This window comes from Streptomyces beijiangensis (assembly GCF_017315755.1).
GTDB classification, from domain to species: domain Bacteria; phylum Actinomycetota; class Actinomycetes; order Streptomycetales; family Streptomycetaceae; genus Streptomyces; species Streptomyces beijiangensis.
On record NZ_JAFLRJ010000230.1, the window covers coordinates 1 to 14,786 of the forward strand.

Annotated in this window: 4 protein-coding genes and 2 pseudogenes; 4 read left to right on the forward strand and 2 right to left on the reverse strand. The window is 65.7% G+C overall.

Features of this window, described 5'->3' with window-relative positions:
* Together J0695_RS23690 and J0695_RS23695 are read left to right on the forward strand one after the other, a co-directional pair.
* Positions 1-301: pseudogene (locus J0695_RS23690) on the forward strand (ArsR family transcriptional regulator); the annotation flags it as partial.
* Positions 298-1,581, forward strand: coding sequence for an MFS transporter (locus J0695_RS23695; protein WP_206964568.1), 1,284 nt, complete (start codon positions 298-300; stop codon positions 1,579-1,581). The pseudogene J0695_RS23690 and the gene J0695_RS23695, both read left to right, overlap by 4 nt.
* A 417-nt stretch (positions 1,582-1,998) precedes the next feature.
* Here J0695_RS23695 and J0695_RS45225 read toward each other — a convergent pair whose 3' ends face one another.
* Together J0695_RS45225 and J0695_RS45460 are read right to left on the reverse strand one after the other, a co-directional pair.
* A complete protein-coding gene (locus tag J0695_RS45225) occupies positions 1,999-2,562 on the reverse strand; it encodes a barstar family protein (RefSeq protein WP_206964570.1) in 564 nt (187 codons plus the stop codon).
* Complete coding sequence (locus tag J0695_RS45460) at positions 2,543-9,451, reverse strand: polymorphic toxin-type HINT domain-containing protein (protein WP_206964572.1); 6,909 nt, start codon at positions 9,449-9,451, stop codon at positions 2,543-2,545. The genes J0695_RS45225 and J0695_RS45460 overlap by 20 nt, the downstream gene beginning before the upstream one ends.
* 452 nt (positions 9,452-9,903) lie before the next feature.
* On the opposite strand from J0695_RS45460, the gene J0695_RS23710 reads away from it, so the two are divergent.
* Both J0695_RS23710 and J0695_RS23715 read left to right on the forward strand, forming a co-directional pair.
* Positions 9,904-14,328, forward strand: a complete 4,425-nt coding sequence (locus J0695_RS23710) for an FG-GAP-like repeat-containing protein (protein WP_206964580.1) — start codon at positions 9,904-9,906, stop codon at positions 14,326-14,328.
* Between the two features lie 204 nt (positions 14,329-14,532).
* A pseudogene (locus J0695_RS23715) lies at positions 14,533-14,786 on the forward strand (hypothetical protein); the annotation flags it as partial.

The following is a 14,786-nucleotide window of genomic DNA, read 5'->3' on the forward strand; positions in this document are numbered from 1 at the left end:
CGCCGCGCGGGCACTGTCACGGGAAATGTTCCTGCGAGGCGAGAGCGCGGCGAACCGGTGGGTCGACGACACCGCACCCCTGCTCGATCCGGACTGGCTGCGGCTCTCGGGCCTCGCCAACACCGGAATCGTCGTCTCCGCCGATGAACTGGCCGCCATCGAGGAGGAGATGGAGCGCATCGTCGCGCCGTATGTGCTGCGCGATCCGTCCGCGCGGCCCGCCGGTGTGCGTGGCGTACGACTGCTCCGGTACTTCCTGCCGGAGCACATCGAGGAACAGTCGAGCGGAACGGCGTCGTGACTACCGTAGACGCGGCCATACCCGCGTCCCTCTGGCGCGACCGGCGGTTCTGCCGCCTCTGGGCCGGCCAGTCGATCTCACAGTTCGGCGACCGCATCACCGAACTCGCCCTGCCCCTCATCGCGGTGGGCGCGCTGCACGCCTCGGCCGGTCAAGTGGCATGGCTGACCGCCCTCGTCTGGACCCCGAACCTCCTCGCCATCGTCCTGGGAGCGTGGGTGGATGGCCGCCCCCGCAAGCGGCGCCTGATGGTTCTCGCCGACCTCGTGCGGGCGGGCGTACTGCTCTCACTGCCCGCCACCTGGCTGCTGGACGCGGTGACGCTCGGGCAGTTGTACGCGGTCGCCCTGCTGACCGGCACCGCCGCGGTGGTGGGCAACACCGCCTATCCGCCTTTCTTCGCCCATCTGGTGCCACGGGCTTCGTACGTCGACGCGAACAGCAAGCTCAGCACCAGCCGGTCCGTGTCCTTCGTCGCCGGTCCGGCGGTCGGCGGCGTGCTGGTCCAGGTCCTGACCGCGCCGGTCGCCGTCGTCGTCGACGCCCTGACCTTCCTGGCGTCCGCGGTTCTGATCGGCCGTATACGGGTCGCCGAACCGCCGCCCGTTAAAGAGGGGTTGGAGCCCTCCTTGCTGCGGCGCGCCAGGGACGGGATGACGTTCGTGGTCCGTCACCCGGTACTGCGGGCGGCCCTCGGCTGCTCGGCGACCCTCAACTTCTTCACCTTTGTCGCGGGAACCGGCCTGGTCGTCCTCTTCGCCACCAGGAACCTCGACCTCACCGCAGGTGTCATCGGCACGGCCATCGGTATCGGCGCGACCGGCTCGCTCCTCGGTGCGGTGATCGCCCCGAGGCTTTCGCGGTGGATCGGCATAGGACGGAGCATCGCCGTGGGCGCAGTGCTCTTCCCCGCACCGATCGCCCTCATCGCGGCCGCAGGCGGCCCGATGTGGGCCCGTACCGGGGCGCTGGGCGCGGCCGAGTTCCTCTCCGGGTTCGGCGTCATGCTCTTCGACGTCAACCTCAACTCCCTTCAGACATCGGTGATCCCCGACGGCATGCGCAGCCGGGTCGCCGGCGCGTACAGCACGCTCAACTACGGCATCCGCCCACTGGGCGCCGTGACCGGCGGCCTCCTCGCCACAACGGCCGGACTCCGGGAGACGCTCGTCATCGGCGCCGCCGGCGGAGTGCTCTCACTGCTCTGGCTACTGCCCTCGCCGATACCCGGCATCCGCTCCCTGGCGCCGGACCCGCACAAACAGCCGCTGGCGTCCTGAGCGGGCCGACCGGCCCGAGCGGTCAGGGCCGACAGGCCAGTCCTTCGGGGCCTCGGCGATCGGTTGGAATCTACAATTGCCGATAAATCCTCGGTACACGCTTCAGCTAAATGGACACGGGCCGGGCTCGCCAACGCAATAGTCATCCAAGAGCGTCAAGATGGAAACATCCGAGGCGCGTTCCGCCGCCTCAATATCTAGCTTGATTTGCCGATGAATTCGCCCTTTGCGGGCCATTATGCGAATACACGAAACGCTGGCAGGATTATACGTAAGATAAGTTTCCGAATAGGCAGCGACGTCGATCCCGCGCCACCAGACAGTTTCCTTGAATGAAGCACTCTTATCCGCTTGAAGCCGGTCCGGCACCAGTGACGGTGCCGGACCCCTCCTACGTCATCCTGAGCAAACGATCGATCACCCTGGGTCCGAATCGGCCAAACCGGAAAACGCTGACCAATCTCCGGGGTAAAGATTAATAACCTTCCTCGGAATCACCGACCGGAATAGGGAGATGGACTCAGTAATAGATTCCAGTTCGTACACCGACCGAATAAATGTCCGAAAGTTCGACTCGCAGAAGTTCGAGAGGCCACAAAGGGCCATAACGACCGGAGAGTCGTCGGCCTCTACCACATCTGCGTAGCAATCGAGAAAGGCATCCCAGTTCTCCCCATAGTATTCTGGAAATCCATACACCTTCCCGAGCAAAATTAGGAAGTCTTCCTCTGTGGTGACATTGCTCGCATCGATTTCGAGGAGAGTTACATCCGGACCCTCGAATTCGCTTCTAATTCGCAGATACTCTTCTCTTTGAATTAGGAATGGGCGCTCGCCAATTCCGAGCCTTGCCGCACTGACTTCCTCCCATCGCGCCAGCCTTCGCCGCGCCGAAATGACATAGGGGTCACTCGTGTCGGCGGGAGTCGACCTCAGTAGCTCCCACTTCCCCCTTGCCCCATTACTCGCCGTACCGGCCACAGCTGCACCCCTCTCGAATGAGCGTCCATGTTCCAGGCTTATAGTGAGGCGTATACCAGGTCTCGCCTCTCTCCCCGATGACGATACGCCCCATGCCGCCGCGCCTTCCGCCGGGTTCGGTCGGCCAGACATCCATCTCGGTCCAGTAGCCGAAAGGCTTATCGCTTCCGCCGCCAGGAATGTTATGCCCGCGGTATACTCCCACATTGTCCGGATTGGCACCGCCCTGCATAACACCGGACGGAGGCGCACCTGTCTCGTCATAAGCATCGACAACTTTTTGCACCTGCTCATGCAAATAGTCGTCAACCCCCTCGAGTTTCAGAGGGCAGGCATTGTGAACGAGGACCGGCGTCTCGCCCGCCAGCACATAGTACGTGTGTAGTTGTTCGACGGTGACGTTCCACCGATTCGCAGAACCGGGCGTCACGTGGGTGGAGACAACGGATGCATGCCCATTGCCGGGAGTGTTGAGCGCGTGGCCTGGCGTGAGGCGTCCGGCCGGGATCCACTTATGGGCTGAGTCATCCCAGAAGGGATGTTTCGAGGTGGTATGCACGATAGCGGTACTGCCATGACCGGTGTTGATGGTGAGATCAATGAGGTCATCGTCGTGATTGGTCCAGGTGGCCTGGACCGTACGGGTGCCTTGGTGTTTGCCGGTCGCGGGGTCGGCGGCTTCGACCTCGTCACCAACTTCGATCTTCCCGATGGGCTTGGTTTTGCCCATGGCCATGAGGACGGGAGTTTCGGGCGAAAAACTGCACGCGGAATAGTTGGAGGTAGTCATGTACTGCTTGAGCCCGCGCGCTACTCCGCCATTAGGAAGGAGGCCTTTCCACAGAGCCCTCATATTCTCGCCGGATCCTGGCCGCTCGCCGCCGCCGACTGTCATCGCGATGACAGTCAGAGCTATCATCCGCAACATTCCGAATTGCAATGTTTCACGGCTAGTACAGGCCCCCTTGGTAGACAGGCAGGCTTCTTGGGCCGCCGAATATTCATCTACGGGATTGGGGTGGCCATCGTGGAGCACCCAATGCTTGCGCGCCTTGAAATAGGCCTTGAGGAATTTCTCGGGATGTCCGTTGTTGAAGCCCGGAGGTAGCTTCAGGTCCTGGTCGACGACGGTCGAGTCCGGTGCGTCTTTACTGTCGGAAGGTGTTGCGTGGGTGCCCTGTGCCTGGCCGGGGTTTTGGCCATATCCGTCGCACAGATCGCGTGGGCACAGTCCGGTCGGATCGGATTGGCCGATGGGGTTGTTGGAGGTGTAGCTGTAGCCGTTGAGGAGCTGGTCATCGGTTGCTTCGAATAGTGGGTCGAGGCTGATGAAGCGCCCAAGTGTTGGGTCGTACTCCCGTATTCCGAGGAGTGTGAGGCCCGTGTTGGTGTTGTTGGGGGCGTTGAGGAAGCCTCGGCTGTCCGTCCAGGTGACGGTGGTGCCGCGGCTGTCGCCGTAGGGGGTGAACTGGCGCCAGGTGGGTGTCTGCGCCGTGTTGTCGAGGAGCAGTCCGCTGGTGCCGTGCTGGTCGCTGAACTGGAACTTGTAGTTGGTACTGGTTCCGGTGCGGACGACGGTGCCGCCGCCGGGGAGGGGGATGTGGCGGACACCGGTTGTGGTGGTGCCGGTGAGGGTGAGTTCTTCACCGGGCAGGTAGAGGGTGGTGCTAGAGGGGTCGGTCTGGGCGAGCACCTGGCCGTAGGCGTCGTAGATGTAGCTGGTTGTGCCGGTCTTGCCGCCGCTGATCTGGGTCAGCTGTCCGGCGTTGTTCCAGTTCAGGGTCTGGTTGCCGGAGGTGACGGTGTTGCGGGTGAGGGTGTTGCCGCTGTCGTCGTAGGTGGCGGAGGTGGTGGCGTTGCTTGCGCCGGTGTCCTGGGTGCCGGTCAGCGTGTGGGGCTGCTTCTTGCCGTTGCCGTCGTAGATGTAGCTGGTGGTCGTATCGGTGCCCCCTGTGGTCGAGTGGTCGACCTGGGTCTTGCGCTGGCCAAGGAGATCGAGGCTCCAGGTGGTCCAGTAGGCTGCGCCGCCCGCGAGTTGGTCGCCGACCGTGGCGTGGTTGGCCGTGGTGGGTGTGGCGGCGCAGGAGTCGGTTGCGGTCCAGGCTTGCGTGAGGCGGTCGAGCTGGTCGTACTGGTAGCACTGGGCCTCGGTGGCAGCCGTGGCGCCGAGGCGCGTGCTGGTCTGTTTGGTGAGGTTGCCGGCCAGGTCGTAGGCGTAGGCCTGTTCGTCGACCTTGGCCGGGGTAGCGGTGGAGCGCGTGACGAGCTGGTCGGTCAGCGCGCCGGTGTGCGGGTCGTAGGCGTTGGTGAGGTAGGCAAGGTTGGTGCCGCTTCCGAGGGTCTCCTGGAGCACCTGGCCGTAGGCGCTGTAAGTGGTGCCCTGTGCGTAGCCGTAGCTGGTGCTGCCGAGCCCGTTGGGCAGATCCAGCGCGGTGGAATAGGTGCGGCTGACAATCTCGTTGGGCAGTCCGCCGCCGAGCGGATAGTTGTCGGAGTAGGGCAGGCCGGTGTCGGCGCTGTAGGTGTGTTTGAAGGTGTAGGTCTTGCCGCCGAGCGCCCCCAGGGCGGCGGGGATTGTGACGGATTCGCCCAGGGATTCGCCGAAGGCATTGAAGTTCAGTTGCTGGGTGACGTAGGCAGAGCCACTGTTGTAGGCGGTCACGGTGGTGGCCTGGCCTATGGCGTTGTTGACACCGGTGACGGCGTTGTCGTTGTCGTACACCCAGCCGGCCATCTGGTTGCCGCCGGCGCCTGCGGTTTGTGCGTCAGTGGTGGAGGCGTACTGGCCGGTCTTGCGGTTCAGCACGTCGTAGGTGAAGGAGGTGCTGGCGGTGCGGGCGTCCGTGCTCTGGGTGAGGTTGCCGTTGGCGTCATAGAACAGGTGGGTGGCGCCGGCGTCCGGGTCGGTCTTGACGGTGGCCCGGCCGAGCAGGTCGTAGGTGGTGCTCCAGGTACTTCCGCCGCTGGTGGTGGTGTTCTGCTTGTCGTGGCCGTCGTAGCCGTAGGTGATGGCGTTGCTGGTGCCACCGGTGACGAACCAGTTTCCCGTGAACGTGTTGGACGGTTTGGTCAGCGTCGGCTTGCCGCTGTAGGAGTCGATTTCGGAGGAGCGGCCGGCGGCGTCGGTACGGGCGGACTTCACGGTGCCGCCGTTGGGCGGGATGACCGTGGTGCTGTCCCCGTTGTAGACGGTGGTGGTCTCGCGCTTGAGGTCGGGGTTGGAGTACTGCTCGGAGTCGTCCACCACCACGCGGCCGAGGCCGTCGAAGGTGTACAGGTCCTGATTGGGGATCTCGGAGTCCTGGAACGAGGTCAGGGTGCCGGTCAGCGTGGGGGTGGCTGCGCTGTCCCAGTAGCTGTTGTTCTTCTTGCGGACCCACCCGTGGGAGTCGTAGAACGACTCGGTTATCAGCCGGCCGCCTTGCGGGGTCGGTGACTGGGTCTGGCGGTCTCGGCCCAGGGAGTCAACGACGCTGACCGAAGTGGCGTAGCCCAGCGAGTCGTTGAGTTCCTTGGTGGTCGTGCCGGACAAACCGGTCGGGGTGACCGTGTAGGTGTACACGGCGTCGGCGGGCGCGCTGGTGGTGCGGTTGTGCTCCCAGATGGCCGTGGTGCGTCCGAGGGCGTCGTACTGCACGGTGCTGGTGATCTTGTTCGCGTCAGTGGCCGTGAGGGTGAGCCCGCGGGTGGGATCCAGGGTGCTGCTGGTGCTTTGAGCCTTCGGGTTGGTGGCCTGGGCGCCTGTGGTCAGCCCGACGCTGTCGACGGTGTAGGTAGTGATCGTCTTGTTGCCGGCTGCGTCATAAGTGTCCAGGGGGCGGCCGTAAGGGTCGTAGGTGGTGCGGCTCTGGGTCTGCCAGGTGAATCCGCCGCTGTAACCGGACGCGGCGCGGATCATGGTGGCGTTACCGGACGTGGGTGCGGCGTTCTGGGGGAAGGTCGTGGCGAACGCCGGGTCGTCGTAGAAGCTTTCGGTGGCGGAAACGACCTGGTCGGGGCGTTTGACGGTGGTGGGCGCGTCAAGAGTGTTGAGGTTTTTGGGGACGGTGGCGGGACTGTTCTCGGTGAATCCGGAGCAGGCGACGGAATCCTTCTCCGTGGACGCGATCAGGCCGACCAGATTCAATCCGGTATTGGGCTTGGCGTAGATCGTCGTCGTGCACTGGTCGTAGGCGCTGTTCACCGGGACCGTGTGGGTGTAACTGTTTTTGACGAGACCGAAGTTAGCGTCTGACGGGGACACTTCGAAGGTGTTGTCTGTCTCCGTGTAACGCCAGGTGGTGGTTCCACCGTCCGTGATCGCCTGACGGTTCCAGCTCTCCGCTGTGGCCGTCGCGTTCGCGGTCAGGTCCGGTAGCCCGGCACGGGTGCGGGTGGCGGTCGGCGCGGAGACCCAGTAGGAGGTGACGGTGGATTGGTCCACCGCTCCACCGGTTCCCTTGTAGGTGGTCGATTCCAGCGGCATGCTGGCGAGTTGGTCGCTGTCGGTGTGGGTGCCGCCTTGCGAGTCGGTGACCGAGACGGAGCGGGTGCCGCTCGAGGAGAGCCAGTCGCCGTCCATGCCGCGGTAGTAGGAGGTGACGGATTCGGTCTTGGGGTCGTTGGCGCCGTCGCCAGTCTGGGTCTCGACGCTTGCGTAGCCGCGGAACTGGCCCCAGGTGCGGTACTTGGCCTTCACGACCTCGTTGTCGTCGTGGTGCCAGGCCGCGCCACCGTTGTAGGTGTAGTCGGTCTGCTTGGCCACCGCGCCGCCGGTGGTGTCGGACTCGAGTACCTGGGTGACCGCGTACTTCTCGAACCAGTCGGTGATCGGAGCTTCGTAGTCCCTGGGGGTCCATGACACCGGGTAGCACGACTTGGTGTTGCTGGATGGCGTCGCGCTTGCCACATATGAAGCGGTGCAGGCGTCCGGAAGTCCGTAGCTGACGGAGGTCACCCCGCCCATCTCGTTGGTAACGGACGCGATGCGGAAGCGGTACAGGCCCGGGAAGGAGGAGGTGTTGACGCGGTTCTGCAAGTCGACGGCTGTGAACTTCACATCCGGCAGTGCGACGGGTGAGGTGGATCCGCCGGCGGTTGTGTCATCGCCTTCGTGCGTGATGGATGACAGCCACAGGGTCGGTGAGGTGCCGTCGCCGGTAGCCGGTTCGGACTCGTGCAGGGTGTAGGTGTCCACCGGCAGATACTTGGCACTGGCGACGCTGTACTGCTTTACGGTGATCGACGAGAGCCGCACCGTGGAGAAGAACGACGGCGACTGCGAAGTACATTTCGCTCCGGAAGCACACACCAGGTCGAAGGGCACGTCCGGGTATTGCGCGGCTGCGGTACTGGCAGACAGTGCATCGCAGGTGGTCAGTGTGCAGCGGCGGGCAGTAGTGAAGAAGACCTGGTCGGGAACAGTGCCATAGGCGCCGCCGTTGCGGAAGCCGTAGTCGATCCGGTTCAGGTACGAGTCGCGGACGTAGGAAACGTTGTTCGCTCCCTTGTTCTCGCCGTAGTAGTTGGTGTCCTGTCCGTAGTAGTACGCCACCGCGTTCGCATCGGTGTCCACGACATAGTCCAGGTGCCACTTGTAGGCCATCTTGCACACGGAGGAGGCGAAGCCGGAGGCGTCGTAGCACGGGTCACCTGAGTGCGCGGAGTACACCGGCTCGCTGTCGACCGAGTTGGTGACCGGCTTACCCGAGGACCAGCCTGGCAGCTGATTTCGCCCGAATTCATACCTTGTACCGTCGCGCTCAGTGACGGTCCAGTAGTCGCTGTTGTACGTGCCGGTCCCGTTGTTGGATCCGGTGATGTGACTGACGATCGACCCGTTGTCCTCGGCCGGCGTCCAGGCCCCGCTGGAGTCCTTGACCAGGGCGGTCGTCGAGCCGTTCAGGGACAGGGTCAAAACCGGGCCGTCGTAGCATTCATCGCCACTGGCGACAGGCGAGGCGCTGCCTTCCGGACTGTCCGAGCATGATGCGAAGCTCTGCTCGATGTACGAGTCAGGGGTGTTCCATCCATCACCTGCCCAGGAGGACTGAGCCTGCGTGGAGGAAGTCTTCCCGTCGACCGATCCCGAGTTGTAGGACAGACCCACCGACGGCTTCAGACCTCCTGATGATCCTGCGAGAGCGATCGGGTATTTGTACGTAAATGCCCCGGCCGAGCCCCCGCCGCTCCACGAGCCTGACGGTGCGAGTGCCGTGGCGCCGAAGCTGCCTGCCTCGCCTCCATCCGCACCCGCGCCGGTGGTCGCCGCCAGCACCGTCGCCTCCGAGCCGGCGAAAGCAGGCGTGGTGTACGCGGACTGCGTCACCGTCGATCCGCCGGCCGCGGTGGTCCGCGGGGCAACGGGACGCGCACTGCCGAGCGTCAGCGTGGTCGCGAGCTCCCGGGCAGAAGCGTTGCGATGAGTGGGCACAGGCGTCTGCTTGCGGCACGCCGCCCGCTCCGGATCGGTCAAGGCGCAGGCCGGAAGCTTCACAAGGTGCAGGCGGGAGGCGTAGTTGCCACCCACCGACTCGGCGAACGTGCCGTAGTCGAGGCCGACTTGCACGTCGCCGCGCCCCGATGACCCTGCACCGACGGTAAACACCACACCAGTCACGCCCAGTTTCGTGGCGTTCTGGTGCGGCAACACGCGCACAGACACGCTGCCGGGGCCCTGATAAGCACCCTTACTCGGGGCAACCGAACGCGCCCACACCGGCGTGCCCTTCACCTCCGATACGGCACCGTGCTGCGCGCCCCCAGCCGGCCCCGCCAGGGCGGCTGCGCCTTCCTCCGCGCCCGGCCATTGGGGTGCTGCGGGGCGATAAGGGCGCTTCGCCTGGTCGGTGACCTTGATTTTCTTCGTCGCCAAAGTCCGCCCGCCGGAAACAGACTTGGTTCGTGACACCGCAGGAGCGCCGGCCCGCCCGGACGCGGCGGCCGCCGACGGGGTTCCCAGCAGAGCCGAAATGAGTGCCAGGAAAATCAGGCCCGCGATAGACCGCCATCGCAGACTTTCCCGATGTGCACCCCAACGCGACCGCACCGTGCGAACCATGACTGCCCCCACCCAACCCTCTACGCCGAAAACGCATGCGCCACGCACGACGCAGAGTGATCAACTCACGTGCGTGCTGCGGACTATGGCAGGAAGGGGTGGGGGGATGAATCCCGCAAGGTCGGATATCTCCGCACAAGATCTTTTCATGGATTGGCAAAATCTTCACGGCGTGATTACGGCAAATCCGCTGCTTAACGGCCAATAGGTCTCGGGGCAGTTGCTCGCAGCGGGTCCACTGGTCACCTGCCATACGGGCAGGTCACAACCGTCCACCACTCGACTTAAGGGACCCACCGAGCATGAGACCCACCCCGAGACGCCGCCTGCTCGGCGCCGTCCTCGCCGCCGCGCTCAGCGCGCTCACGCTTCAAGGCATCTCGCCCCCTGCCCATGCCGCTACCCCCGATGCCACAGCGTCCGACCCCGCTCAGAAGACGCTGCTGGATGAGGACCGGGCCTCACAGCAGGCACAGGCCACGGGCGAGGCGGTCGACGTGGAGGCTGCGACCACACCAACCGAGCTGGAGGTCGCCAACCCCGACGGCACGTTCACGCTGACGCAGTCGGTCGCGCCCGTCCGTAAGTACACGGGCGGGGCGTGGAAGAAGTTGGACGCCACGCTGGTGCGGCATGGCGACGGCACGCTCGCACCGACCTTGAGCACGAGTGGCCTTACCCTCTCAGGAGGGGGCGACGGACCGCTGGCCATGATGAAGGACCTGGGAAAGTCGCTGTCCCTGAGCGTGCCCGACACGCTCGGCACCCTCCCGGATCCGGTCCTGGACGGGCCGAGTGCCACCTACCCCGCGGTGCTTCCCTCGGTGGACTTGAAAATCACCGCCGACGAACAGGGCGGTTTCACCGAAGTCCTCGTGGTCAAGACCGCCCAGGCGGCAGCCAACCCGGCGTTGGCGACCATCACCTTCCCCACCGAAGCCAAGCACGTGTCGCCGGCCACGGATGGTTCGGGGAACTTCACTGCCAAGGACCCGGCCGGGCGGACTGTCTTCGCCGCTCCGGCCCCGCGCATGTGGGACTCCGCCACCCCTGCTGCGGCCTCCACCACGGCCTCGACCGCCCGCTCGAAATCGGTAGCTGCCGGAGTGGAAGCGGACGGCAACTCGGACGGCTCTTCGGCGGAGGCGCCGGGGATCGGCGCGCATGTCGCCCCGGTCGTGGCCTCCTACACCGATGGCAGCATCCAACTCACGCCGGACGCGGACCTGCTCACCGGGTCCTCGACCGTCTTTCCCCTGTACATCGATCCGTCATATACGGCAGCCGGGGGCAAACTGACCGGCTGGACCTGGGTCAGCTCCTCCACGCCCAACACCAGTAACTGGGGGACCACCGACCCTGCCGGACTGCACGTGGGCTACCAGGGCTGGGAAACCCCGTACCACAAGTCCCGCACGTACGCCCGGCTGTCGGTGGACGGCCGTCTGTACGGCGCGACCGTCCTGTCCTCGACCTTCTACGCCACCGAGACCTACGCCCCCTCGTGCACCGCCACCCCCGTTGAGGTGTGGCAGACCGGGTCCATCAGCTCCGCCACCACCTGGGCCCATCAGCCCAGCTGGACGACCCAGCTCGACTCGCAGACCGAGGCGCACGGCTACTCCTCCTCCTGCCCCGCGAAGTCCATCGGCTGGGATGTGAAGTCGGCAATGCAAGGTGTGGCCAGCGCCGGCACCGCCAGCACCATCACCCTCGGCTTGCGGGCCGGGGAGGCGGACGAGGACAACAAGTACGGGTGGAAGAAGTTCGACCACGCGACCATGTCGATGACCACCACCTACGATCACAAGCCCAAGACGCCTACCCCGCTGACCACTTCCCCGGCCACCACCTGCACCAGCTCCATCAAGACCGTCGGCAACGGTGACGTCACCCTCTACGCCAAGGTCGCCGACGCGGACGGCGGCACCCTCAAGACCACCCTGAACATCACCAAGACCACCGGTGGTGCCCAGATCGCCAAACCGGTCGTCACCGCAGCCTCCGGCACCAACGCGGTCTACGTACTGAAGAAATCCGTCCTGCAAGCGGCCGCCGGCACCTCCGTGCTGGGTGTTTCCTGGAACGCCACCGTCTCCGACGGCACCTACTCCTCAGCCACCTCCGCAACCTGCAAGTTCAACTTCGACGCCTCCCGGCCGGGCGCCCCACAGATCACCGACAGCGCCTCCTTCGACTGCGGAACCTCCGACAGCACGGTGACCTACCAAGTCGGTGTCCCCGCCGCGTTCACCCTCACCCCCAACGGCTCGGGTACGGCCAGCTACCTCTACCAGCTCAACGGCGCCACCCCGGCGGCGACCAGCGAAACCAGCATCGGCGTGAAGCCCACCCGGGGTACGAACGTGCTGACCGTCACCGCCGTCTCACCCGGCGGCAACATCGGCGACACCGCCAACTGCGTGATCATCGCCAGCCCGGCCGCCACCGCCGCCGACGGGGATCTGACCGGCGACGGACTGCCCGACCTGACCGGGGTCGGCGCCCAGGCGAACCTGCCCCGCGGACTGTGGCTCGCCCACGGCGCCAGCGCCGGCCAACTCAATGCCACCGCCAGCAATCTCGGTGTGCAAGGCACCGGAGCCAACAGCGCCGGCAGCCCCGCCGACTGGAATGGCACCCAGGCCATCACCGGGCACTTCAACACCGGCGCGGGCCTCAACGACGTCCTGGACTACGACCCGGCCACCAGACGGGGCAGCATCCTCTACGGCAGCGGCGACGGCTCGCCCCTGCAACCCTTCAGCGGCGACCAGGCCAACGTCAATCCCACCGTGTTCACCGACCAGGACGATCACGCAGCCACCTCCCTCGCCAACGGCGGCGGGCTGTACAACCTCCTCAACGGCAACCCCGACACCGGCTACCCCGACCTGCTGATGGTCAACAACGGGCAGCTGTGGGACGAACCCAGCAACCCCGTGGCGGGGGCCTTCGGCGGCATCGATAACGCACTGCTGCTGTCGGCCACCAACCCCTCCGGAACCGGAGACTGGAGCGGCTGGAACATCACCACCAGCCTCATAGGCGGCCAGCCCGCCCTGTTCGCCCGCAACAACACCGGCGGCCAGCTCTACTACTACTCCCCCACCGATCTGCAAAACCTCGCCTACGGCAGCACGGTCACCCCAATCCAGGCCGCGGGCAGCGGCTTCCCCAGCAGCGCAGTGCCGCTGATCGAGGCCGCCGACCTGAACGCCGACAACACCCCGGACCTGTGGACCACCACCAGCTCTGGAGTCACCACCGCGCTGCTGTTCAACGGCACTACCCTGACGGCCCAGCCCGCCCAGGCGCTGGTCACCGACTCCCACACCTGGCCGCTGGCCGACGCCACCGACGGCACCGCCACGACTGCCGCCGACACCACCGGCACCACTGCCCTGCCCCTCACCGGCGCAGGCGCGGGCGCCACGTGGGACAGCGACGACGATCTGTACTCCCCGACCCTGGCCCTGGACGGATCCAGCACCGGATCGATGACCAGCGCAGCGGCGCTGTCGATGTCCTCCGCGTTCACCCTCTCCGCATGGGCCAAACCCGCCGCACTGGGCGGCGTCGTCGCCTCCCAGGACGGCACCACCAACTCCGGGTTCTTCCTGTACGCCCAGTCCAACGGGCAGTGGGCGTTCTGTCTGGCTACCTCGGACACCACCCGGGCCAATGACTGCATTACCGGCGGCACCGCCGTCGTGGGTCAATGGGCGCATCTCACCGTCACCTACGACCCGGCCACCAAGGCCATGACGCTCTACCTCGACGACCGTGCGGTCGCCCGGGGCAGCCACACCGCGGTCAGCTCCACCCTGTTCAAGGGCAAGTTCACGCTCGGCAATGTCCTGGCCAATGGCGCCCATTCCTCGTTCTACAAGGGCAGCCTGTCCACCGTCCAGGCCTGGAACTCCACCGCCCTGACCACCACCCAGATCGCCGTCCTGGGCAACCTCTCCCAGGCGAAGAGCCCCTACACCTACACCGACCTGGCCGACTTCAACGGCGACACCAACCCCGACGTGGTCGCCGAGGACAGCACCGGCGAGCTGTGGCTCTACCCGGGCAACGGCTCGGGCGGCTGGTCCACCGGCCCGCTGCACGTCGGAAGCGGCTTCACCGGCTACACCTTCGCCGGCATCGCCGACTTCAACAAAGACGGCTATGCCGACGTCATCGCCATGGACGCTGCGGGCGGGCTCTGGCTCTACCCCGGCAACGCCGTCCACGACCTCAGCAGACCCCGGATCAAGTTCATCAGCGGCTGGAGCGGCTACGCCTTCGCCGGTGTCGCCGACTTCAACAAAGACGGCAAACCAGACCTCATCGGCCGCCACCCAGACGGCACCCTCAAGCTCTTCCCCGGTACCGGCTCCGGCGCCGGCATCGGTGCCGGAGTCCAGATAGGCACCGGCTTCGGCTCCTACACCCTGGCCGGCGTCGCCGACTTCGACCACGACGGCAACCTCGACGTCATCGCCCGCGACAGCGCCGGCGCGTTGTGGAACTACCCGGGCAACGGCAGCAACGACGTCAGCAGCGGCCCACAGATCGGCACCGGCTGGAACGGCTACACCATCGCCGGCATCGCCGACTTCAACACCGACGGCAACCTCGACGCCATCGCCCGCGAAGACGACACCGGCATACTCTGGTTCTACCCCCGCAGTGCCACCAGCTGGGGCGCCCGCATCCAGATCGGCAGCAGCTGGTAATCCAATAGCGCCGCACTCTCCATTCACCAGGTGGGATCCGCAGCCGGGCTGTGGATCCCACTCCCCTCCTGCCGGGGACTCCATCTGCCGCAGCACACCGCAGACAGCGAACGAGTTCAACATGCAGGACTTGACGGGGAATCGCTGTGGCAGTAGCTGCCCGGCGCCCGCATCACCGGGTTGGCTGTCGTGCCGTGCAGCCAGGTGGCGTCCGAGAAGGGCTTGCCCGTGCTCTTCGTCATCCACGCCGCGAACTCGGCCAGGAACCTCGACCTCACCGCAGGTGTCATCGGCACGGCCATCGGTATCGGCGCGACCGGCTCGCTCCTCGGTGCGGTGATCGCCCCGAGGCTTTCGCGGTGGATCGGCATAGGACGGAGCATCGCCGTGGGCGCGGTGCTCTTCCCCGCACCGATCGCCCTCATCGCGGCCGCGGACGGCCCGATGTGGGCCCGTAC

Coding starts and splice junctions, on each gene's coding strand:
- J0695_RS23710 (WP_206964580.1), top strand. CDS start 9,904: ATGAGACCCACCCCGAGACGCCGCCTGCTCGGCGCCGTCCTCGCCGCC.